Origin of the sequence: Carnobacterium divergens DSM 20623 (assembly GCF_000744255.1) — a bacterium.
Taxonomy (GTDB): domain Bacteria; phylum Bacillota; class Bacilli; order Lactobacillales; family Carnobacteriaceae; genus Carnobacterium; species Carnobacterium divergens.
The window spans coordinates 1058759-1082136 of record NZ_JQLO01000001.1 but is presented as its reverse complement, the minus strand read 5'-3'; the positions used below and the strand labels follow the sequence as shown (position 1 = coordinate 1082136).

At 35.9% G+C, this 23378-nt stretch carries 24 protein-coding genes; 22 read left to right on the top strand and 2 right to left on the bottom strand.

Annotated elements, in window-relative coordinates; all coding sequences use genetic code 11:
- Positions 1 to 27: 27 nt before the first annotated feature.
- From truB to BR52_RS12920, 16 genes are all read left to right on the top strand, one after another.
- Positions 28 to 942 (top strand): tRNA pseudouridine(55) synthase TruB, encoded by a 915-nt coding sequence (truB, locus tag BR52_RS05295; RefSeq protein ID WP_034569981.1) that lies wholly within the window; start codon positions 28 to 30, stop codon positions 940 to 942.
- Positions 943 to 961: 19 nt separating this feature from the next.
- The gene (ribF, locus tag BR52_RS05290; protein ID WP_034569978.1) at positions 962 to 1906 is read left to right on the top strand and encodes a riboflavin biosynthesis protein RibF; all 945 of its coding nucleotides are present in this window, start codon (positions 962 to 964) and stop codon (positions 1904 to 1906) included.
- An 18-nt stretch (positions 1907 to 1924) separates the two neighbouring features.
- Positions 1925 to 3067 (top strand): radical SAM family heme chaperone HemW, encoded by a 1143-nt coding sequence (hemW, locus tag BR52_RS05285; RefSeq protein WP_034569976.1) that lies wholly within the window; start codon positions 1925 to 1927, stop codon positions 3065 to 3067.
- Between the two features lie 317 nt (positions 3068 to 3384).
- Complete coding sequence (locus tag BR52_RS05280; RefSeq protein WP_034569974.1) at positions 3385 to 4983, top strand: ABC-F family ATP-binding cassette domain-containing protein; 1599 nt, start codon at positions 3385 to 3387, stop codon at positions 4981 to 4983.
- Between the two features lie 133 nt (positions 4984 to 5116).
- On the top strand, positions 5117 to 5530 hold the full coding sequence (locus tag BR52_RS05275; protein ID WP_034569973.1) for an SRPBCC family protein: 414 nt from the start codon (positions 5117 to 5119) through the stop codon (positions 5528 to 5530).
- Positions 5531 to 5992 carry a MarR family winged helix-turn-helix transcriptional regulator gene (locus BR52_RS05270; protein ID WP_034569970.1) on the top strand — a complete coding sequence of 154 codons (462 nt, stop codon included), beginning with the start codon at positions 5531 to 5533 and terminating at the stop codon, positions 5990 to 5992.
- Positions 5985 to 6398, top strand: coding sequence for an EVE domain-containing protein (locus BR52_RS05265; protein ID WP_034569968.1), 414 nt, complete (start codon positions 5985 to 5987; stop codon positions 6396 to 6398). Before BR52_RS05270 ends, BR52_RS05265 begins: the two co-directional genes overlap by 8 nt.
- 101 nt (positions 6399 to 6499) lie before the next feature.
- Positions 6500 to 6964, top strand: a complete 465-nt coding sequence (locus BR52_RS05260) for an NUDIX hydrolase (RefSeq protein WP_034569965.1) — start codon at positions 6500 to 6502, stop codon at positions 6962 to 6964.
- 188 nt (positions 6965 to 7152) lie between these two features.
- On the top strand, positions 7153 to 8190 hold the full coding sequence (gene hrcA, locus BR52_RS05255; RefSeq protein WP_034569963.1) for a heat-inducible transcriptional repressor HrcA: 1038 nt from the start codon (positions 7153 to 7155) through the stop codon (positions 8188 to 8190).
- Between the two features lie 20 nt (positions 8191 to 8210).
- Positions 8211 to 8792, top strand: a complete 582-nt coding sequence (grpE, locus tag BR52_RS05250) for a nucleotide exchange factor GrpE (RefSeq protein WP_034569961.1) — start codon at positions 8211 to 8213, stop codon at positions 8790 to 8792.
- A 77-nt stretch (positions 8793 to 8869) separates the two neighbouring features.
- A complete protein-coding gene (dnaK, locus tag BR52_RS05245; protein ID WP_034569960.1) occupies positions 8870 to 10696 on the top strand; it encodes a molecular chaperone DnaK in 1827 nt (608 codons plus the stop codon).
- Between the two features lie 143 nt (positions 10697 to 10839).
- Positions 10840 to 12012, top strand: coding sequence for a molecular chaperone DnaJ (dnaJ, locus tag BR52_RS05240; RefSeq protein WP_034569959.1), 1173 nt, complete (start codon positions 10840 to 10842; stop codon positions 12010 to 12012).
- Between the two features lie 159 nt (positions 12013 to 12171).
- Positions 12172 to 14007, top strand: a complete 1836-nt coding sequence (gene lepA / locus BR52_RS05235; protein WP_034569958.1) for a translation elongation factor 4 — start codon at positions 12172 to 12174, stop codon at positions 14005 to 14007.
- 291 nt (positions 14008 to 14298) lie between these two features.
- Positions 14299 to 14835, top strand: a complete 537-nt coding sequence (locus tag BR52_RS05230) for a hypothetical protein (RefSeq protein WP_034569955.1) — start codon at positions 14299 to 14301, stop codon at positions 14833 to 14835.
- A 34-nt stretch (positions 14836 to 14869) separates the two neighbouring features.
- On the top strand, positions 14870 to 15256 hold the full coding sequence (locus BR52_RS05225) for a hypothetical protein (protein ID WP_051915641.1): 387 nt from the start codon (positions 14870 to 14872) through the stop codon (positions 15254 to 15256).
- A 215-nt stretch (positions 15257 to 15471) separates the two neighbouring features.
- Complete coding sequence (locus BR52_RS12920) at positions 15472 to 16482, top strand: phage tail tip lysozyme (RefSeq protein WP_160113849.1); 1011 nt, start codon at positions 15472 to 15474, stop codon at positions 16480 to 16482.
- Positions 16483 to 16557: 75 nt separating this feature from the next.
- Here the strand turns inward: BR52_RS12920 and BR52_RS12530 are convergent, their stop codons facing one another.
- Positions 16558 to 17595: a hypothetical protein gene (locus BR52_RS12530; RefSeq protein ID WP_051915640.1), complete on the bottom strand. Its 1038-nt coding sequence runs from the start codon at positions 17593 to 17595 to the stop codon at positions 16558 to 16560.
- A 176-nt stretch (positions 17596 to 17771) separates the two neighbouring features.
- On the opposite strand from BR52_RS12530, the gene BR52_RS05210 reads away from it, so the two are divergent.
- Positions 17772 to 18503 carry an NAD-dependent protein deacylase gene (locus BR52_RS05210; RefSeq protein ID WP_034569954.1) on the top strand — a complete coding sequence of 244 codons (732 nt, stop codon included), beginning with the start codon at positions 17772 to 17774 and terminating at the stop codon, positions 18501 to 18503.
- Between the two features lie 45 nt (positions 18504 to 18548).
- Here the strand turns inward: BR52_RS05210 and BR52_RS05205 are convergent, their stop codons facing one another.
- Entirely contained in the window at positions 18549 to 19568 is a 1020-nt protein-coding gene (locus BR52_RS05205) for a S66 family peptidase (protein ID WP_034569951.1), read from the bottom strand.
- Positions 19569 to 19713: 145 nt separating this feature from the next.
- On the opposite strand from BR52_RS05205, the gene BR52_RS05200 reads away from it, so the two are divergent.
- The 5 genes from BR52_RS05200 to deoC all read left to right on the top strand — a co-directional run bounded on the left by BR52_RS05200 (position 19714) and on the right by deoC (position 23315).
- The gene (locus BR52_RS05200) at positions 19714 to 20337 is read left to right on the top strand and encodes a DNA-3-methyladenine glycosylase (RefSeq protein WP_034569949.1); all 624 of its coding nucleotides are present in this window, start codon (positions 19714 to 19716) and stop codon (positions 20335 to 20337) included.
- Between the two features lie 14 nt (positions 20338 to 20351).
- Complete coding sequence (locus BR52_RS05195) at positions 20352 to 20846, top strand: DUF3013 family protein (RefSeq protein WP_034569947.1); 495 nt, start codon at positions 20352 to 20354, stop codon at positions 20844 to 20846.
- Between the two features lie 21 nt (positions 20847 to 20867).
- Positions 20868 to 21818 carry a 50S ribosomal protein L11 methyltransferase gene (gene prmA / locus BR52_RS05190; protein WP_034569944.1) on the top strand — a complete coding sequence of 317 codons (951 nt, stop codon included), beginning with the start codon at positions 20868 to 20870 and terminating at the stop codon, positions 21816 to 21818.
- A complete protein-coding gene (locus BR52_RS05185) occupies positions 21819 to 22577 on the top strand; it encodes a 16S rRNA (uracil(1498)-N(3))-methyltransferase (protein WP_034569943.1) in 759 nt (252 codons plus the stop codon). It begins immediately after the preceding gene.
- Positions 22578 to 22643: 66 nt separating this feature from the next.
- Positions 22644 to 23315 (top strand): deoxyribose-phosphate aldolase, encoded by a 672-nt coding sequence (deoC, locus tag BR52_RS05180; protein WP_034569940.1) that lies wholly within the window; start codon positions 22644 to 22646, stop codon positions 23313 to 23315.
- Positions 23316 to 23378 lie beyond the last annotated feature (63 nt).

Sequence of the window (23378 nt, the reverse complement as noted above, 5' to 3'; positions counted from 1 at the left end):
TTATGAAACAAGAAAGTTGGGTTGCAAATGGACGGAATTCTTCCACTTTGGAAAGAGCGTGGCATGACAAGCCATGATTGCGTTTTTAAATTAAGAAAAATTTTAAATACAAAAAAAATAGGACACACTGGAACCCTAGATCCAGATGTAGACGGCGTTTTACCTATTTGTGTAGGGAAAGCAACAAAAGTCGTTGAATATATGATGGAAACTGGAAAAGCTTATATAGGTGAAATTACCTTAGGTTATTCCACAACAACTGAAGATGCAAGTGGTGAAGTTGTTGAATCAAAAAAAGTTTCCGTTGCTCCGACAATTGAAGAAATTGATGAGCAAATGAAACAATTGGAAGGAACGATTATCCAAATTCCACCAATGTTTTCGGCGGTTAAGGTGAATGGTAAACGGTTATATGAATATGCAAGAAACGGGGAAACTGTAGAACGACCTCAAAGAAAAGCTGAAATTAGTTCATTCATTCGAACTAGTGAGCCTATATTTAATGAAGAGCAAGGAACCGTTAAATGGCGTTTTGAAGTAACTTGTGGGAAAGGAACGTATGTCAGAACATTAGCAGTTGATTTAGGTAATGCTTTAGGCTATCCAGCGCATATGTCAGATTTGACACGAGTATTAAGTGGAACATTTAAAGCGAGCGATTGCTTGACTTTAGATCAAGTTGCTAAAGCGATGACAGATGAAAGTATTCAAGATAAACTTTTTCCATTAGAATTTGGTTTAAAAGAGTTTGAAACAATGGAAGTTACGGAAGAACTTTGGCCAAAAGTAAAAAATGGTGTGCCATTGCCGAGAAGCTTATTTAAAGCATACGAAAGCTACCCAGTTGTAATGATGTACCAAGGAGTAGCTACTAGTTTATATGCCATTCATCCAACAAAACCACAATTAGTAAAACCAACAAAAGTCTTAAGAAATCAATAGATTAAAGGGGTTCTTTTTTATGAAAGTTGTCAATATCCATCATCCATATCAAGCCAATCAAATTCCAACTGATAATGTTGTTTTAGCCTTGGGTTTTTTTGACGGAGTTCATTTAGGTCATCAAGAAGTCATTGCAACAGCAAAAAAAATTGCAAATGAAAAGAATCTAAAGCTAGCTCTAATGACATTTAACCAACACCCATCCATCGTATTTCAAAAAATCGATCCAGATCAAATGAAATATTTATCAACAATTAAAAGAAAAGAAGAATTAATGGAAGCGCAAGGTGTTGATATCCTTTATGTGATTGAATTCACCTCAGCTTTTGCAAGTTTATCGCCAATTGAATTTGTGAACCAATATATGGTGGATCTGCACGCTCAAGTAGTGGTTGCAGGCTTTGATTACACTTATGGACCAAAAGATGTAGCTAATATGGAGCAATTGCCACGTTTCGCCGACAATCGCTTTGAAGTTGTAACAGTTGCTAAGCAGGAGTCAGATGACGAAAAAATCAGTTCAACACGCATTCGTAAAGAACTAGCAGATGGAAATATGGAAGTAGCTAATGAATTGTTAGGCTATGCCTATGAAATTCCTGGCAGAGTCGTTCACGGAGATGCTAGAGGTCGATTGTTAGGTTTTCCAACAGCTAATATTGAAGTAGATGCAGGAGTACGGTTGCCACGAGTAGGTGTTTATGCTGTGAAAATTAAGGTAGGCAATCAGTGGCATTTAGGGATGGCTTCAATTGGCTATAACGTAACCTTTGGAGATAACCGGGATATGACTGTTGAAGTGTATATTTTAGATTTTAAGGAAGATATCTACGGCGAGCGCGTTGCGGTTTCTTGGCACCACTATTTGCGAGAAGAGTTGAAATTTGATTCTGTAGTAGATTTAATCGCACAATTAAAGCAAGATGAACTGGATACGGCAGCTTATTTTAAGAATGAAAAGTAAGGAAAGGAACGTGAACTCATGACAGCAACTTATATTCATATTCCTTTTTGTGAACATATTTGTTTCTACTGTGACTTTAATAAAGTCTTTTTAGAAGGGCAACCAGTAGATGAATATGTTGAAATGCTTTTAAGAGAAATGCAATTGACAATGGCTCAAACGCCAGATGAAAAAATTGAGACGATCTATGTTGGTGGAGGTACACCAACTACCTTAAATGAAAAACAATTAGATCGATTGCTAACTGGAATGAAAGAAATTCTTCCCTTTCAAATGGGAAACGAATTTACTTTTGAAGCCAATCCAGGAGATTTGTCAGTTGATAAATTGAAAGTTCTACATGATCATGGTGTCAATCGTCTAAGTATGGGGGTTCAGTCTTTCAATGACGATTTACTCAAAAAAATAGGACGTATTCATAAAGTGAAGGATGTCTATCAGTCCATTGCGAACGCACGACAAGTAGGATTTGAAAATATTAGTATTGATTTAATTTATCGTCTGCCAGGCCAAACAGAAGCTGATTTTAACAATAGCCTAGTAAAAGCTTTAGAATTAGAATTGCCACATTACTCTACGTACTCATTGATTTTAGAAAATAAAACGATTTTTTACAATTTGATGCGACAAGGGAAATTGCCGTTGCCAACTGAAGATGAAGAGGCGAACATGTATCAGATGGCGATTGATTTAATGGCTGAAAAAGGGCGTAAACAGTATGAAATCAGTAACTATGCATTACCTGGATATGAATCTCAGCACAATTTAATTTATTGGAAAAATGAAAAATATTATGGGTTTGGTGCAGGTGCTCATGGTTATTTAGGAGGGCACCGTTATCAAAATAACGGGCCGATTCAACAGTATTTAGAGCCCCTTAGAAAAAATCGGTTGCCTATCTTAAGAACCCAACAATTATCGATTGAAGAAAAAATTGAAGAAGAAATGTTTTTAGGATTGAGAAAACTAGAAGGCGTTTCAATTCAACACTTTTTTGATAAATTTCAGGTGTCCGTTTTTGAAGTCTATCAAGAGGTTATCGACAGTCTTGTAGCAGATGGGTTGCTTGAAGTTACCCTTGATAAAATTCGATTAACAGAAAAAGGGAAATTTTTAGGAAATGAAGTTTTCCAAGCTTTTTTACTAAGCAGCCCTAAATAAAAATAACGACTAAAACTTACCTGAATCAGGGAGTTTTAGTTTTTTTTTGTCTCAGAGTATCAACTCATTAAAAAATGTCAATTCTTGTTATTTCTATTTTAACGAGTTAAGATAAGGAAGAATCTATGAGTAGGGGGGCTTAAGAATGAAAACAACAATTGAACTTCAATTTGTGTTTAATATCGGGAACAATTTACCATTGCTTCATTGTGGAAAGACGAATCTCCTTTGAGATGAGTTATTCGATAAAAGCAATAAATAATCATCGGCTTGCTCATCTCTAGTCATTTAAAAACAATTAACTAGGAGATGAACAAATGTTAGTACAATTAAATTCTGTAACAAAATATTTCGATGGCAACACGATTTTAAATAAAATCAACTTTAAAATTGAGGAAGGCGAAAAAATTGGATTAGTTGGAGTCAACGGTTCAGGCAAATCAACTTTATTAAGTTTATTAATGAATGAGATGGAAATAAGTGAAGGATCAATTTATCGGAATCCACACCGTAAAATTGGTTTTGTTAAGCAGATGTCAGATTTGACTATGACAAATACAATCAAAGAAGAATTAACGACGGTTTTTAGTGGATTGATTCAATTGCAACAGGAAATACAGCGGCTTGAAGTTCAAATGAGCCAATCAGAAACACAAGATTTAGAGACCCTTTTAACTCAATACGGTCAAATAACGGAATCCTTTGCAATGCTTGGTGGATATGAATTTGAAGCTAAAATTGATTCTATTATTTCAGGAATGGGATTCAATTCTTTAAAAGAAACTAAAATCCAACAATTAAGTGGCGGACAAAAGACTAAATTGTCTTTAGCCAAACAATTACTAGAAGAGCCTGATCTATTGGTTTTAGATGAACCAACCAATCATTTGGATTTAGAAGCCATTTTATGGCTGGAGAATTTCCTGTTTCAATATCGCGGTGCTATTTTAGTAGTATCACACGACCGCTATTTCTTAGATAAATTTATCCAATCGGTTGTTGAGTTGGAAAGACACCAAATCACTCGTTACAAAGGGAATTATTCGAGCTATGTCAGTCAAAAAGAAAAAAATGAACAACTTCAGTGGTCAAGATTTAAGCAACAAGAAAAAGAAGTGAAACGTCTTGAGACATACGTTGAAAAGCATATAGTTCGAGCAACCTCAGCTAAAAGTGCTAAAAATAAACAAAAACAACTAAATCGAATCGATCGTATCGATGCCCCACTAGCTTCTTTAAAAAGTGCTTATTTAAATTTTGAAATGGAGTACCCTTCTCATAAAGCTGTTCTAGCACTTGAAGATGTTGCACTATCAGTTAAACCAAATGAGTTATTACTAGAAAATGTTCAATTTAAAATAGAGCGAGGCGATCGGGTTGCTTTATTAGGTAGTAATGGAGTCGGCAAATCAACCTTGTTAAAATCAATTATTAAGGAGTTGCCCTATGCTGAAGGCTCAATAAAATGGGGAGGCAATACTAAAATAGGGTACTATGACCAAGAATTTCAATCATTAACCCCTGAGTTAACTGTATTGGAAGAAATGCGTCAAACATTTCCCGAGGAAGATGATTTAACAGTTAGACAAACATTGGCTAGCCTGTTATTTACGCAAGAAAATGTTGAAAAACGAATCAAAGATTTAAGCGGTGGTGAAAAAGGGAAATTAATTTTTGCTAAATTGATGTTAGCCAAACCAAATGTTTTAATTTTAGATGAACCAACCAATCATTTAGATTTAGCAACTAAAGATATGTTGGAAAAATCATTAATTAACTTTGAAGGAACTATTTTCTTTGTATCTCATGATCGCTATTTTATCAATAAATTGGCAACTCATGTATTAGAGTTGACCCCCAAAAAAACAACAATGTATCTTGGTGATTATCAGGATTATCTTGCTAAAAAAGATTGAAATTAAATCTAAAATATTGCTTACTAAAAAAAGTTTTTGTTCTTAAGGAGCAAGAGCTTTTTTTATGTTGACAACCGAATAGTAAAGAGTTATATTATAAGTGTAATTACTATGTTCGTTAGGAGGATATAAAATGAAATTTTCATTTGAGTTAATCACTACAAAAACACCAGAAAAAATTTGGCCATTTTATTCAGAAGTTACTAATTGGTTTAAATGGGAAGATAATTTAAGTGCAATTGAATTAAAAGGAGCTTTTGAACAAGGAACAACTGGAATCATGACGTTAGAAGGTCAACAACCAATGGAATTTGAGCTTGTGGAAGTAACGGGAAATCAGAGCTTTTGTGACAAGACTGAGATACCTAATTTAGGTTCTTTATATTTTAATCATGAATTGATTCCTATTGAGGGAAAAACGATTGTTCGACACTCCGTTGAATTTGCTAGTTTAACAGGAAAAGAAAACAAAGAAGCATTAGCATTTTTATCTCAAGTATTTTCAGATGTTCCAGCATCTGTTTTTAGTTTATCCGAGGTAATTTAAATGAAGCAATTTAATTCTAACTTTAAAGAAGACTCTTCCCAATCAATTGGATTATCCTTTATTAAGGCTTACAATAATTGGCATAAGAAAATTAAAACAGAGTTAGCAGCAATTGGAATTACCCATCCTCAATTTGTTGTTTTAGCATCATTAGGCTATTTGGAACAGTCAAAAAATGAAATCAAGCAAATTGAAATTTCTAAAAAATCAGATATAGATGTGATGACCGTTTCGACAATTCTAAAAAATTTAGAAAAACAACAGTTGATACAACGAAGTCATTCTAAAATTGATACAAGAGCCAAAGTTGTCATGCTTACTTCAATTGGAAGGAGTAAACTTAACAAGGCTTTAAAAATAGTTGAACAGATTGATAAGTTATTTTTTTCAAAACTTGGAGCTAATGAAGAACAATTTAATGCGCTCCTGCATCTTCTTACAGAGGAGGGAAATAATGACTAACTATTGGATTGGAGTAGCTTCGAAAAACCATGTTTTATTAGGAATTCAAGATGGATTTTGTCAACTATGTCATGGTAAAAAAGCCCCTTTAATAAAAATGAAAAAAGGGGATCGAATTCTCTATTATTCACCTAAGTTGGATAGGAATGACACACAACCGTACCAAAAAATTATTGCAGTTGGAACGGTGGTAGATGAAGAAGTCTATTCTTTTGAAATGGCACCAGGTTTTGTCCCCTTTAGAAGAAATGTAGTTTATGAAGAAGGTCTTAAAGAAGTGACATTGGTAGCATTAAATCAATTAACTGAATGGACAACCCAACGATCGAAGTTAAGATTTGGACATTTTGAAATTCCAGTTTCCCTGTATCAATCAATCTACCATTTAATGAAAGAAGAGAATTAGTTTCTCTTCTTTTTTATTTCTAATTACATAAAATACGATATAATAGAAGTTAATGAACTACTATATAATCGTTAACTTAAAAGATGAAAGAAGGCATATTTATGCAATGGTACACATTATGTTTTTTAAAACAGGGCACCAAAGTCCTGCTACTTAATCGACAAAAAAATCCATGGATGGGGCGGTGGAATGGAGTTGGCGGAAAAATTGAAGTGGGAGAAACGCCATTAAATTCTGCGATTCGAGAAATAAAAGAAGAAACAACAATTGACGTAAGTGAACTTTTTTATGGCGGCAAACTTCTTTGGACCGTAGATCACGAAATCACAGGTGGTCTACACCTGTTTCTAACGGAGTTACCAGAAAAAGAATATTTTTCAACACCACTCGCTACGAGAGAAGGAATTTTAGACTTTAAAGAAATTGATTGGATTTTTGATTCTAAAAATCAAGGAATGCCAGATAATATTCCATTTGTACTGAAGGATCTTTTACTCAATCCTCAAGAAAATTGCTACATGTGTTACTTTGAAAACAATCAATTTTTAAAAGTCGAAAAACAGTAAGCAAAGAGTGACAATGCTTATCCTGCTTAGTACGTAGAGCTTTCTAGGTACTAAGTAGGATTTTAACTATTTTTGGGAAAAACTCGTAAAAAAATAAGGGAATATTGTTGACAAAGTCTGACTAATTTGTTAAATTAATAAATGTATTAGCACTCGTTGTTGTTAAGTGCTAAAAAGAGGTGAACCAAATGTTAACAGAAAGACAGATCCTGATTCTCAAATCAATTATTCGATTGTATACAGATTTTGGAAATCCTGTTGGGTCTAAAACTTTGATGAATGAGGCAGGACTAGATTTTAGTTCAGCGACGATCCGTAATGAGATGGGGCGCTTAGAAGAGCTTGGTTACATTGAAAAAACACATTCTTCTTCTGGACGGATTCCGTCAATAAAAGGCTATCGTTTCTATGTGGATCATTTAGTACACCCAGACAAAGTCAATTCAAAAGATCTTGCAACCATCAAGTCATCCTTCAATTCACCTTTTCACGAATTAGATGAAATCGTTGCACAATCTGCTGAAGTTTTGTCAAACCTAACCAGTTACACGGCAATTACGTTAGGTCCTGAGCTGAAAGACAGTAAATTAACTGGTTTTCGCTTAGTTCCATTAAGTAATTTCCAAGTAATGGCCATCTTGGTAACAGATAAAGGGCACGTTGAAAATCAAATTTTTAATTTGCCAAAAAACATCAATAGTTACGAATTAGAAAAGATTGTTGCAATCTTTAATGATGAATTGATTGGATATCCTCTGGTTCTAGTTTATCAAAAACTAAAAACAGAAATTCCACAGCTGATTCAAAAGTATGTTCGTACGCCATCTGGAATTCTAGATGTATTTGATGACATCATCATGAAAGCCGCTAAAGAACGAGTCTTTGTTGGAGGTCGCATGAATATCTTAGATTTTTCAAATGCACTTGATGTCGAAAAATTTAAGTCGATCTATACACTGATGGAAAAAGATTCAGGTTTAGCCTCGCTGATTACCCAAAATCAAGAAGGAATCGAAGTCAGGATTGGGCAAGAGCTAGAGAATACCTTGTTTCAAGATTTTAGTTTAATTACAGCAACTTATAGTGTAATGGGACATGGAACGGGAACGATTGCTCTGTTAGGACCAACGAGTATGCCGTATTCAAGAATGATTGGATTAGTCGATGCTTTTAGAAATGAGCTTTCACAGAAAATGATGGATTATTACCAAGGAATGGAAAAATAATTTAAAAAGGAGATTTTGTCGTGTCTAACAAGAAAAATGAAAGTTTCCAAGAAGAAAAATTAGATGAAGAAATCAAAGCAAGCATGGATGAAATAGATGAAGTAACTTCCGTTGAAGAACCAGAAAAGGACGAGCAAGAAACAGCTCCAGTGGATGAATTAACTGAAGCAAAAGCAGCCTTTAGTGACATGGAAGATCGCTATCTACGCATTCAAGCAGAAATGGCAAACATGCGCAAGCGTAATCAAAAAGAACGCGAAGACGCAGCGAAATACCGTTCACAAGACATTGCCAAAGAATTGTTACCAGTGATTGATAACTTGGAACGCGCGATGGCAATAGAAGTGAGTGATGAACAAGGAGAAAGCTTGAAAAAAGGCTTAGAAATGGTCATGAATACCTTTAGAACAGCCTTGAAAAGTGAAGGAATTGAAGAGATTAACCCAGTTGGTGAAAGCTTTGATCCAAATTTCCATCAAGCAGTACAGACAGTGCCGGCAGAAGACGGTCAAGCCACAGATACTGTCGTAAACGTTCTACAAAAAGGGTATATCTTGAAGGATCGCGTATTGCGTCCTGCAATGGTTATTGTGTCACAATAAGTTTTAACTAAAAAACGGATAAGCTGATTTTTATCAGCGAACAAACTAAAAAATAACTAGTAAAGAGGGAATTTAAAATGAGTAAAATTATCGGAATCGATTTAGGAACAACAAACTCAGCAGTAGCAGTATTAGAAGGCGGAGAAGCAAAAATTATTGCGAATCCAGAAGGAAACCGCACAACACCTTCAGTAGTATCATTTAAAAACGGAGAAATCCAAGTAGGTGAAGTTGCAAAACGTCAAGCAGTAACAAACCCAAATACAATTGCTTCTATTAAACGCCATATTGGTGAAGACGGTTATACAGTTGAAGTTGAAGGTAAAAAATATACACCACAAGAAATTTCAGCTATGACGTTACAATATTTAAAAGGATTTGCTGAAGAATATCTAGGTGAAAAAGTTGATAAAGCTGTTATTACAGTTCCAGCTTACTTCAATGATGCACAACGTCAAGCAACAAAAGACGCTGGTAAAATCGCTGGTTTAGAAGTAGAGCGTATTGTTAACGAACCAACTGCAGCAGCATTAGCTTACGGTTTAGATAAAACAGACAAAGATGAAAAAGTATTAGTATTTGACTTAGGTGGCGGTACTTTTGACGTATCTATCCTTGAATTAGGTGACGGCGTGTTTGACGTATTGTCAACAGCTGGTGACAACAAACTAGGTGGAGATGACTTTGATAACAAAATCATCGATTACATGGTTGCAGAATTCAAAAAAGAAAACGGCATTGATTTATCAAACGACAAAATGGCCGTTCAACGTTTGAAAGATGCAGCTGAAAAAGCGAAAAAAGATTTATCAGGTGTAACTTCAACTCAAATCAGCTTACCATTTATCACAGCAGGCGAAGCAGGCCCATTACACTTAGAAATGAACTTAACTCGTGCTAAATTTGATGAATTAACACATGACTTAGTAGATCGTACGAAAGGTCCAGTTCGTCAAGCTCTTAAAGATGCTGGTTTATCAGCAAGCGAAATTGATGAAGTGATCTTAGTTGGTGGATCAACTCGTATTCCAGCAGTTGTTGAAGCTGTTAAAAAAGAAACAAATCAAGAACCAAATAAATCAGTTAACCCAGATGAAGTTGTAGCGATGGGTGCAGCAATCCAAGGTGGCGTTATCACAGGTGACGTTAAAGATATCGTGTTACTTGACGTAACTCCATTATCACTTGGTATTGAAACAATGGGTGGCGTGTTCACTAAATTAATTGACCGTAACACAACAATCCCAACTTCAAAATCTCAAGTATTCTCAACTGCAGCAGATAACCAACCAGCAGTAGATGTACACGTATTACAAGGTGAACGTCCAATGGCAGCAGATAACAAAACATTAGGTCGTTTCCAATTAACAGATATTCCAGCAGCACCACGTGGCGTTCCACAAATCGAAGTATCTTTTGATATCGATAAAAATGGTATCGTAAACGTACGTGCAAAAGACATGGGGACTGGTAAAGAACAAACAATTACAATCAAATCTTCATCAGGCTTATCAGACGACGAAATCGATCGTATGGTAAAAGACGCGGAAGCAAATGCTGAAGCAGATAAAGCTCGTAAAGAAGAAGTTGATTTACGTAATGATGTAGACCAATTGTTATTCTCAGTTGATAAAACATTAACTGAATTAGAAGGCAAAGTAGATGCTGACGAAGTTAAAAAAGCAGAAGAAGCACGCGATGAATTAAAAGCGGCTGTTGAAGCAAACGACATCGAAGCAATGAAAACAAAACGCGATGCTCTTAACGAAATCGTTCAAGCATTAACAGTTAAACTATATGAACAAGCTGCACAACAACAAGCAGAAGAAAACCCAGAAGCTGCTCAAGGTGGCGCTGATGATGTAGTCGATGCTGATTTTGAAGAAGTAGACGACAACAAATAATTTAATACAGATTAAAGAAGAAAAAGCCAAGGCAAAATGCTTTTGGCTTTTTCTTCTAGATGTGTTATGATTTTAAACGATAGTCGGACGTATCAGTCTATTCAATCAAAAGATTATGTTTACGTAACGATGGAGGGAAAGCAATGGCAAAGAGAGATTATTATGAAGTGTTAGGTGTTGCAAAAGACGCAACTGATGCAGATATTAAAAAAGCATATCGTAAATTATCAAAACAATTTCATCCAGATATCAACCAAGAAGCTGGAGCAGAAGATAAGTTTAAGGAAATCGCAGAAGCCTATGAAGTATTAAGTGATGCGGATAAACGTGCAGCCTATGATCAATATGGACATGCAAGTACAGATCCTAACTTTGGTGCTGGCGGAGGCTTTGGTGGCGGTTTTGGCGGAAGTGGTTTCGGTGGTGGCTTTGGCGGAGGCGGATTTGAAGATATCTTCGAATCATTCTTTGGCGGAGGTGGTCGTCAATCCAATCCAAATGCGCCAAGACAAGGTGAAGATTTACAATACACGATGAATTTAAAATTTGAAGAGGCGATTTTTGGAAAAGAATCTACCATCAAATACAATCGTGAAGATGAATGTGGAACATGTCACGGAAACGGTGCAAAACCAGGGACAGAACCCGTAACTTGTTCGAAATGTCATGGAGCCGGTTCAATTAATGTAGAACGGAATACACCACTTGGACGCGTTATGACACGTCAAACCTGTGATGTGTGTCATGGTTCAGGAAAAGAAATCAAAGAAAAATGTCCGACATGTCATGGTTCAGGCCATGTTAAAGAAGCGCATAGCGTAAAAGTTACTGTACCAGCAGGTGTGGAAGACGGTCAACAAATGCGTTTACAAGGTCAAGGGGAAGCCGGTATCAATGGTGGACCTCATGGGGATCTTTATGTTGTCTTCCGTGTTGAAGAAAGCGACTTATTTGATCGTGATGGATCTGAAATTTTCTATGACTTGCCAATTAGCTTTGTACAAGCAGCCCTTGGCGACGAAATTGAAGTCCCAACCGTTCACGGGAAAATTAAATTAAAAGTCCCAGCAGGAACTCAAACAGGAACAAACTTCCGCCTAAAAGGTAAGGGTGCGCCTAAATTGAGAGGAACCGGTACTGGAGACCAACACGTGAAAGTTCAAGTCATTACACCGAAAAACCTATCTGAGCAACAAGTTCAAGCAATGCGAGAATTTGCCAAAGCGAGTGGAATTGAAGTGAGTGAACAAGAAACCAATATTTTTGATAAAGTCAAAGATGCCTTTAAATCAGAAGGCAAGAAAAAAAGAAAATAAGAAAATGAGCTAGCCTGTTCCCTTAAGTAGTGACAGGCTGGCTTTTTTTGAAGAAAAACGTAGCTCCAATTTGAACTTTTCTTGTATTTACTGTGTTTCATTGGTATAATTTACAATGACACTTTTTGGAATAAATAATGAAAGTAGGCACTAAATAGAATGAATAGAGATGAAATGAAACAGCGCCAATCGCAAATTCGAAATTTTTCCATCATCGCTCATATTGACCATGGGAAATCGACTTTAGCCGATCGAATTTTAGAAAAAACAAACACCGTAGCGGATCGAGACATGCAAGCGCAACTACTAGATTCAATGGATTTAGAAAGAGAACGCGGGATTACAATCAAATTAAACGCAGTTGAACTTAAATATACAGCTAAGGATGGAAACGAATATACTTTTCATCTAATAGATACACCAGGACATGTGGATTTTACTTATGAAGTTTCACGCAGTTTAGCGGCATGTGAAGGAGCCGTATTAGTAGTTGATGCTGCACAAGGGATTGAAGCTCAAACGTTGGCTAACGTCTATTTAGCCTTAGATAACGACTTAGAAATTATCCCAGTCATCAATAAAATTGATTTACCCGCAGCTGATCCAGAACGAGTTCGTGGTGAAATTGAAGACGTAATTGGAATTGATGCAAGTGAAGCTGTTTTAGCTAGCGCAAAAGCAGGCATTGGAATCGAAGATATTCTTGAACAAATTGTAGAAAAAGTTCCTGCACCAACAGGTGATTTAGACGCACCCTTAAAAGCGCTAATTTTTGATTCAGTATATGACTCTTATCGTGGCGTTATTTTAAACGTAAGAATTGTAGATGGTACTGTAAAACCTGGAGATAAAATCAAAATGATGAGCAATGGCGCAACATTTGAAGTTGCTGAAGTGGGTATTTTTTCACCAAAAACCATCAAACGTGACTTTTTAATGGTAGGAGATGTTGGCTATATTACAGCCAGTATCAAAACAGTTAAAGACACTCAAGTTGGAGATACCATTACTTCTGTAGTAAATCCTGCAACGGAAGCTTTACCTGGCTATCGTAAAATGAATCCAATGGTTTACTGTGGCCTGTATCCAATTGATTCTTCCCGCTACAATGATTTACGTGAAGCTTTAGAACGTTTGCAATTAAACGATGCAGCCTTACAATTTGAAGCAGAAACATCACAAGCATTAGGCTTTGGTTTCCGTTGTGGTTTCTTAGGCTTGCTTCATATGGATGTTATTCAAGAACGTTTAGAGCGTGAATTTGATTTAGATTTAATTACAACTGCACCATCCGTTATTTATCAAGTAAACTTAACAGACGGTTCGACTCTGATCGTGGATAACCCAGCAGACATGCCAGAACCAGGTGTGATTGAAACCGTTGAAGAACCTTATGTAAAAGCAAGTATTATGGTACCAAATGAATTTGTTGGAGCCGTTATGGAAATTTCTCAACGCAAACGTGGCGAGTTTATGACCATGGATTATTTAGATGAGTACCGTGTAAATGTTGTTTACGAAATTCCTTTATCAGAGATTGTTTATGATTTCTTTGATAAATTAAAATCAAGTACCAAGGGCTATGCTTCGTTAGATTACGATTTAATTGGCTACCGTCCAAGCAAACTTGTTAAGATGGATATTATGTTAAACACTGAAAAAGTCGATGCATTAAGCTTTATCGTCCATCGTGACTTTGCTTATGAACGTGGAAAAATCATTGTTGAAAAATTAAAAGCCTTGATTCCACGTCAACAATTTGAAGTACCGATTCAAGCAGCTGTGGGACAAAAAATTCTGTCTCGTACCAATATAAAAGCCTTACGTAAAAATGTTTTAGCCAAATGTTACGGCGGAGATATTTCACGTAAACGTAAGCTCTTGGAAAAACAAAAAGAAGGTAAGAAACGAATGAAACAAATCGGATCTGTCGAAGTTCCACAAGAAGCCTTCATGGCAGTTCTTAAAATGGACGAAGATCAACCTAAGAAATAGCAAGGGTATTCTTGAAAATTGATTGATAATAAAGTCACATTAGTTAAATGTGAAACAAAAACTAAATTTTAATAGTATGACTAGAAAACTAGAGGATACTTTAACAACGTAGTAATACGTTTGTTGAGGTGTCTTTTTTGCATTTAAAAGGAGGAATACACACATTCAAATCAACTATATGGAATTTTTAGGAGAGATTAGGTAGTAAAAACTGACAATATATCCCGTGATATTCTCTTTTTTGGTAATGTTTGGTAAAATTATATTATCAAATTAAAGAGAGGTAATTGTATGGAAAATCAAAACAAACTTTATAACAAAATGGAAGCTATTAGTAAAAGTTATTTTAAATTAATAATTGGAGGTATTTCTGGAGTATTTACTTCAATTTCAATTCTGTTTATTTTAAAATGGACAATTAAATATCAAGAAACTATGAATTCTGCTCCGCCTAGTCAACCCTATGATAAAATCGCTATAATATCCGGCTCTATGTTTTTGGCAAGTTTATTATTAGTTCAAGCGGGATTTTCAATAAGCGTTGAGTCCAGAGGTTTACTTTCTAAAGTTAATTGGTTGGGTATGGTTGCTGGTATCGTAGGGATGGTTCTCATGATAATGGTTATGGGGGATGCAGGGTATAGTAGTATTAATTGGATTATGCTCTCGGCAATGTTATTAATTACTTGGTTTGTCGTAATTATGGATATTTATTACGCTTGCATCTTTTTATTCGATAAATTTAATAAACTTGGAGACACCGAAAAACTTAATATTATTATTCCAGTCATAACATTAATAATAGGAGCAATGTTAGGGAACAGATAAAAACAACACAAATAAGGAGGTGGGATGATGTATCATGGAGGATATCAAGAAATTAGCTAAGCAAGATTATTTGAACGGATTGAAACAAAAAGATATTTGCCAAAAATATGACGTCCCACTTAATACCTTAAAAAGTTGGATTCAACGTGGGAAGTGGGCGCAAGAAAAGAATGCACCTAAAAAGAATAAGGGCGCACCTGTTGGAAATCAGAATGCAAAAGGGTTTGGCGCTCCTAAAGGCAATAAAAATGCGTTAAATAATGACGGGGGTGCACCTCGAAATAATAAAAATGTGCTCCGAACTGGAGAGCATGAAACCATAATGTGGGACTTCTTATCAGATGATGAGAGGTCTCTTTTTGGTTCTATGGATGATGAATTAAAAGGGAACGCTCCCTTAAAAAACAATAAAATGCTATAACACATGGTTTATTTTCTAAAGGGCTACCAAAGGAAACTGTGGAGTAGTTCTACTTAATAATCTAGTATTTAAAAAGACTTTTGAAAGAACTTAGTTAGAATATTAAAAGATTCTAGATAGGAAGAGTATCCCTAAAAAAGATATGATTGAGTCAGTAAGAAAATAGTACAAACGATCGTTAGTTTTCTTATAAAAATTAATTGGAGGGAAAAACAATGGTAGAAAATGCAACAGAGAACGCAAAAGCAATTTATTTATTTTTTAGAAATAAGGGATGGACAGCACAGGCCATTTCTGGATTACTTGGGAACATGCAAGGAGAATCAGGTATTATTGCAGATAAAGACGAACTAGGCGGTGGGGGTGGCTATGGTCTTGTACAATGGACACCGAAATCAAATTTAGTTAACTGGGCGAATAGCAATGGACTCAATTATCGTACGGTAGAAACACAATGTAAAAGAATTCAGTGGGAACTTGAAAATGGGCAACAATTTTATGCGACGACTGCTTACCCACTAAATTTTAGACAATTTACTCAAAGTACGCAAAGTCCAACCTATTTAGCAAGTGTCTTTATTCATAATTATGAGCGTCCAGCAAATCCAGATCAACCACAAAGAGGAATTTGGGCAGAAGAATGGTTCCGTTTATTGTCAGGAAATGATGGTGGAACTGTTGAAAAACCTCACTTATATCGTGCGGCGATTCGAAATCTTTCTCCTCAAGCTGCAGAAATTTTAAAAACAAGATTTACCCAAGAGATGGCAGAAAATGGCAAAAGAATTTGCCAATCTAGTGATATCACAATTAATTATAGAGACAACGGTTCATCTGCCATTGTGATGATTAATGGCATTGCAGAAGGTGTTGCAAATTGGTTGCAATCAATCTGGATCAATCAATATGTTAATATTGAACATTTAGTAAATGCAGAGAGTATATATGTAGAAAAAACAATTCAAGAAGTCTATAAGGTTGAATTTAGAGGATTGAATTTAAATGATGCTCGAAATATTCGGAATGAATTACGTAGAGATTATGGAAATGCAGGTGTACGTTACATGAATAATCCCGAATTTATTACAGATGGGGATGGTAAAGTAACTATTTTTAATATTTCATTATATAATGCAGCTCAATTAGTTCCAATTTTTCAAGATGATTATGCTTTAAAACGTAAATTGCTACCAGCTGAAAATATCCAAGGTGTTAAAATCAGTTAGATTGAAATTTCAAAAATTAAAATAGAGCAAAGAGGGTTACAATACTCTCTTTGCTCTATTTTATTATTAATGAATTTAATAACAAAACTTACAAGGCGTTAATCCACGATTTTGTGCTTCTTCAAGAGTAGCTGAACGGGTAGAATTAGCATTGTTCAGACCACGACAATTAGGCGAAGCATGATAGCGATGTCCAGTAGTTGTAACGTATACAGTATTCCCAACGGGTGTTTGGGCTGCTTGAGCCGCTTGAGCTTGTTCGTTAGCAATACGATTTGCTTCAGCAATTTGTGCCTGCTCTGCTGCGATTCGTGCAGCTTCTTTTTGTTCACTAGCAACGCGGTCAGCCTCAGCTTTTTCGGCTGCTAGTCGATCTTCTTCAGCTTTCTTTTCAGCAGCAAGACGGTCAGATTCAGCTTTTTCGCTAGCTAGAATAGTAGTGTTTACGGTTGTTAGACGATCAGATAGACCTTTATTCTTTTGACTTAATGATGCTACCAACGTATTGGCTTTATCATAATTTTCTCTGGTAGGTGTTGCTTCTGCAAGCTCAACAGCTTTTACAGCTGCTTCAAGTTGTTCTTTGGCAATTTTTTCCGCTTTAGCCTTTTTCTTTGCTGCTGCTTTTGCAACTTTTTGTTCGTTTATTAATTTTTCATTTTTACTTTGTTGTTTAACGGCTACTTGTTTTTTTCCCTTTTGGACAGTCAGCTTTTCTGCATAGGTTCCAGTTCCTTTGTAAACAAATTTCCCAGTTAAATTAGAACCATTCTTTCCTAATTTCTTTTGAACACTGCTGGGTTGTTTTTTTACTACTTGAGTAGCATACGTGATTTTATAGGTACCGTATTTTTTTCCTTTAAATTCTTGTTTGACAAAACCTTTTTTGTCGACTTTTAAGTTAAATTTTTCTTTAAAATCTTTTGGACCCTCAACAGTCGTTTGAATTTTAGTATCCTTTGGTAAATTCGTTTTAACTGCTAAATCCACGTTCTTTTTAGTTGCTGATGAAGTTGATTTAAACGTTAAATCCAAAGTGTCTTTTGCTAGAGCTGGAGTTGCAAGGGTAAAGAGCGTTGCAATCGTCACCAACTGTAAAATCATTTTTTTCACGTTTTATTCCTCCAAAGTTCATGTTATGATAAGACTTAACCATTAAAGAATTTGAGTTATCATCTTATATAATATATGTTATCATAATTAAGTTTCAGAAACTATTGCATTTCCTATCAAAAAGGACAGAAAAAGAGACGTTTATGACAAAGTCAGCTAGAAGGGTTGTGGAAATATTGGGAAATAAAGCACTTATTTTACAAAATTTAATTGAACACCATCAAAAAATCGTTTTTTTTGGCGGTGCAGGGGTTTCAACTGAAAGCGGCATTCCAGACTTTAGATCTGCAGATGGACTCTTTAACCAAGAATTAAAGACTAAAGTGACACCAGAAGAGATTGTCAGTCATTCTTTTTTGAAAAAGCATCCTCAGTTGTTTTTTGATTATTACTTTAAGCATTTAATTTATCCATCCGCTAAACCAAATCCAGCACATGCTTATTTAGCGGCTTTGGAACAGCAAGACAAATCAGTGACAGTAATTACTCAAAATATTGATGGCTTGCATCAAGTAGCAGGCAGTCAAAAAGTATTGGAATTACACGGAAGTGTTCAGCATAATCATTGTGAGTTATGTCAAAAAAAATATTCTTTAAATGAGTTAATGCGTGATGAAAATGGGATTCCTCGTTGTGATGCGGATAATGGCATTGTGCGACCAGATGTTGTTCTTTATGGAGAGGCATTAGAGGATGTTGTCATTGATCAAAGTATCCAAGCAATTAAAGAGGCTGATTTATTAATTATTGCGGGTACGTCCCTTTCAGTCTATCCTTCTAGTGGCTTGATTGACTTCTATCAAGGAGAAGACTTAGTTTTAATTAATAAAAGTAGTTTATCTGCTGAAAGCCAAGCGACATTGGTAATTCATCAAGCAGTAGGGGAGTTATTTCAACAGCTTAACTAATAAAAAACAAGACTAAGCAGGGATAAACTGAATAGTCTTGTTTTTTTAATTAAATGTTTGAATCACAGTGGCGTGTCCATTTGAATAGCTTACTTCAAGATAGGCACCATTAATAAACGTTAACTGTGGAGGAACATGACCACAATCAATGTCGTAAAGAATGGGAATCTGTAATTCCTCCGCAAGTATTTGATAGACATCTATAAAATGATAATCCTCAAAAACCTCATTGGCATTGCTACGACCAAATAAAATTCCAGTGCAATGCTTAAACCAGCCTGCATAGTGCATTTGAAGCAAGTTTCTTCTCAAATCAGCACTATTGAGTTCACAGTTTTCAAGTACCCAAAGCACAGGTTCATCAGGAATATGTTCTTGCCAAAAAGCTTCTACATCTCCAAAAGGGGTACCAATCAAATGGCGAATAATGTCAATACAGCCACAAAGAACACGTCCTTCTAAATGCTGACTAGTTATTGTGGGATCAATATGACGCCATTTTGTAGGCGTATCGAGATAAAATGGACTATTATTGGTTTTTTCAAAGTCCCATTTTGATTGATAAAAAGAAGAAGACTGTTGCGTGACACTTTTATAGGGTAATGTAGTTAATACCTTTTGGTAACTTGCCGTTGTGTCATCCATTGTTGTTCCACGTAAATCAATAAAATTTGTTCCATGAGCGGTTGCGATACCTGTTTTTAAAGTAATAGCTAATAACAAGCCACTAATATCGGAATACCCCAATAGCCATTTTGTTGGAAATGAATTGAAGTCGATTAACGGCAACATTTCCAATAATAATTCACCACCCCAAGGCGGAATGATTAAGCTAATTTCTTGATTTGTAAGTAGCGCGTTTAATTCGTTGTTTCGCACATAAGCTGAACTGGAAACGACTTTTTCTTGCGTCCAAACGTTAGGTGTTACGATGACTTCTTGCCCTTGATTTTTAAAATAGTTAATAGCCATCCAAAGCATGGGTTGCAACTCTTTTTGAACGCCACTTGATGGTGCTGTGACACCGATTTTTTTCTGACGATCCCAAATTGGATAACGAATCATGAAAAATCCCCCTCTCTTACGATTGTTCTTCTTATTATATTGAAATAATTAAGCTCGTTTGTCAAGAAAGCTTAATTTATAGTAACAGAATAAAGGATTTTCATGTATACTATAATGGAGGAAATGAAAGGAATCGTATCGTGATATGAAGCCATGGTTAGATAGCAGTAAAACAACTGAAGAAATTGCAAAATCTTTGTTAGGCAGATTGCTTGTAAAAGAAACACCTGAGGGCACTGTTAGTGGATGGATTGTTGAAACCGAAGCTTATTTAGGTGTAATCGATGAAGCAGCTCACAGTTTTAATGGGAAAAACACTCCCCGTTTAAAATCCATGTACGAAGAAGCAGGTACAATTTACGTCTATCAAATGCATACTCATCAAATGTTAAATTTAGTCGTAAAAGAAGAGGGGAATCCGGAAGCTGTATTAATTCGTGGCATCGAGCCTCTTATGGGACTTGAATTAATGGAGACTAGACGAGGCAAAACAGGCATAGAAGTTTCTAATGGGCCTGGTAAATTAACAAAAGCCTTTGCAATTAATCAAACGGATGATGGTAGTAAGATTTATGAAAAGCCTTTGTATATAGCTAAAGAAAAAAGAAAAATCCCAGTGTCTATTGATGTATCACCACGAATCGGTATTCCTAATAAAGGTAAATGGACAGAGGCACCCTTGCGTTATAGTGTTGCAGGAAATCCTTATGTCTCTAAACGTAGAGGAAAAATAGACGGAAATAATGGTTGGTTAGAAAATAATCGATGAAAAGAGGAATAGAAATGGCAAAATTAGATTGTGTAACGTATATTGAGGAAGTAATGGACGAGGCTCATTTAGAATTTGATTGGATGGTACAATGGAATAAACGCCAAACAGCAGTTGAAATTTTTTGTTCTATCTTTGCAGAAGTTGACTTAGCTGAGACGGTTATCGAAGATGTAGAAGGCACCGTTACGGAAAATGATATTATTGAATTTGAAGATGCTATCATTTTCTATGACCCTAAAAAAACGACATTGGATTTAGCAGACTACTTAGTAGCTATTCCATTTGATAGTAAAAAGGGGATAGAAAAAGGATTAATTGATGCTGTGATTAAACAATTACGCATTGTGATGACAGAAGGACAATCAGACTTATTAGATTTTGCAACAGATCCAACAATCGAAACATTTGAATTGAACTGGAATGAGGCAGACTTTAAGGGAACCCTTGAAACGTATCGTGAAACAGGACGATACAACACTGAATTGGCAGCATATCCTAAATTTTAAAAAGCGTTGGAGGAATGAAACATGAAATGGACAGAAGTGAGTGTATTAACATCAAGCGAAGCGGTTGAAGCCGTTTCGAATATATTAGTGGAAGCAGGAACAAGCGGTGTATCAATTGAAGATCTTTCTGATTTTGAAAATACACCAGACGATGGATTTGGTCAAATTTGGGCATTAGATGAAGCGGACTACTCAAAAGAAGGGGTCGTCATTAAAGCCTATTTTCCAGAAACGATTTTCTTACCAGAAATTTTACCAAGCATTCAACAACGAATTCTAGAGTTGAAAACCTTTGGCCTAGATATTGGACCAAATGAAGTTAAAACAAGTGAAGTCAGCGATACAAGCTGGGCAACGGCTTGGAAAAAATACTATCATCCATTGCAAGTAACGCGTTTTATGACAGTTGTTCCAAGTTGGGAAGAATACACACCTAAGTTTTCTGACGAACGCATTATTCGCCTTGATCCAGGTTTAGCCTTTGGAACAGGAACACATCCTACCACACGTTTATCGATGCAAGCATTAGAAACGTCGATTGTCGGTGGCGAAACGATTTTAGATGTGGGGACTGGTTCTGGTGTTTTAAGCATTGCCAGTAAAGCGTTAGGAGCAGGAGACGTCTATGCTTATGATTTAGATGAGGTAGCCGTTAGAGCAGCAAAAGAAAATATGGATTTAAATGACTATGCAAAAGAAGTTCAAGTTGCAGCGAATGATTTACTTAAAGGTATTTCAATTGAAGCAGATATTGTTATGGCGAATATTTTAGCTGAAATTATTTTATTATTAATTGAAGATGCATGGCGCGTGTTAAAACCAAATGGGTTGTTTATTACTTCAGGAATTATCGATAGTAAAAAAGATACGGTATTAGAGCAGTTATTAGCTCAAGGATTTGAAATTGAACAAGTTCAACAAATGAAAGATTGGTTTGCTATCATTGCTAGAAAACAGTTGGAGGAAGACTAAATGCAACGTTACTTTCTTGAAGAATCTCTTTCCGATTACCAAACACAGCCAATTGAGATAGAGGGAGAACAATACCATCATATGGTGCGAGTAATGAGGATGAAAGAAGGGGAGACTGTTTTTCTAGTCTTACCTAAAGGTCCATCCTTTATTGCAGAAATTAAAGGAATTGAATCGGATAAAGTCATTTGTAAATGGCTTTACGATGAAGAGCAAACAAAGGAATTGCCAGTTGAAGTCGCAATCGTTAGTGGCTTGCCAAAAGGTGATAAGCTAGAATTGATTGTCCAAAAGGGGACTGAGCTTGGAGCAAGTGAATTTATTCCTTTTGCAGCAACCTACTCCATTTCAAAGTGGGAGCCTAAAAAAGTTAGCAAAAAAATTCAACGCTTAGAAAAAATCGCCTTAGAAGCAGCAGAACAATCTCATCGAACGCAAGTCCCAGTCATTTCAACTGTTCTTTCTTTAACAGAGTTGATCGTTAAAAGTCGTTCATATGATGTCTGTTTAGTGGCATACGAAGAAAGTGCCAAACAAAATGAAGGTAGTCAGTTTGCAACAGCATTAAAAAAATTAAAGCCTGGTGAAAAAGTTCTTCTTGTTTTTGGACCAGAAGGTGGGTTATCTGAAAAAGAGGTTACCAAACTTAGCGAAGCAGGATTTGTTTTATGCGCATTAGGACCACGTATTTTACGAACAGAAACGGCTCCTTTATACGCACTTTCTGCAATTTCTTATCAATTAGAATTGAATCACTAAGAGTTGATAAGCGCATACAGGTTCAAGTATACTAATACTATAAACTAACAGAAAGTAGGAATCGATATGATAGAAAAATTAAACAAGTACATTGATCATACCTTACTAAAACCAGAGGCTACGGAAGAACAAATCAAGCTTCTTTGTGAAGAAGCAGTACAATACGATTTTATGTCTGTCTGCGTGAATCCAACTTGGGTAAAAAAAGCAACAGCTTTTTTAGAAGGTAGTCAAGTGAAAGTCTGTACAGTTATTGGGTTCCCACTTGGAGCAAACACCCCAGAAACAAAGGCATATGAAGCTAATGATGCGATTCGTAATGGTGCAACAGAAGTTGATATGGTAATTAATATCGGTGCACTAAAAGATCATGACGATGAACTTGTATTACATGATATAAAAGGCGTTGTGGATGCTGCCAAAGACCAAGCACTGTCAAAAGTGATTATTGAAACAGCACTTTTGACGGAGGAAGAAAAAGTAAGATCATGTGAACTTGCTAAAAAAGCAGGAGCAGATTTTGTTAAAACCTCAACTGGCTTTTCAACTGGAGGCGCCACTGTTGCTGATATTCGTCTAATGCGTGGAACCGTTGGACCAGAAATGGGTGTCAAAGCAAGTGGTGGAGTTCGTAGTTTGGAAGATGCAACAGCTCTTATAGAAGCTGGTGCAACTCGCTTAGGCGCTTCAAGTGGTGTGGCAATCATGGAAGGACAAGTAGCGGCAACCGATTATTAAGAATACAGAAGGACTCTTTTAAAACACATTTTTAAAAGAGTTTTTTTCTTTGGAAAAATGTTA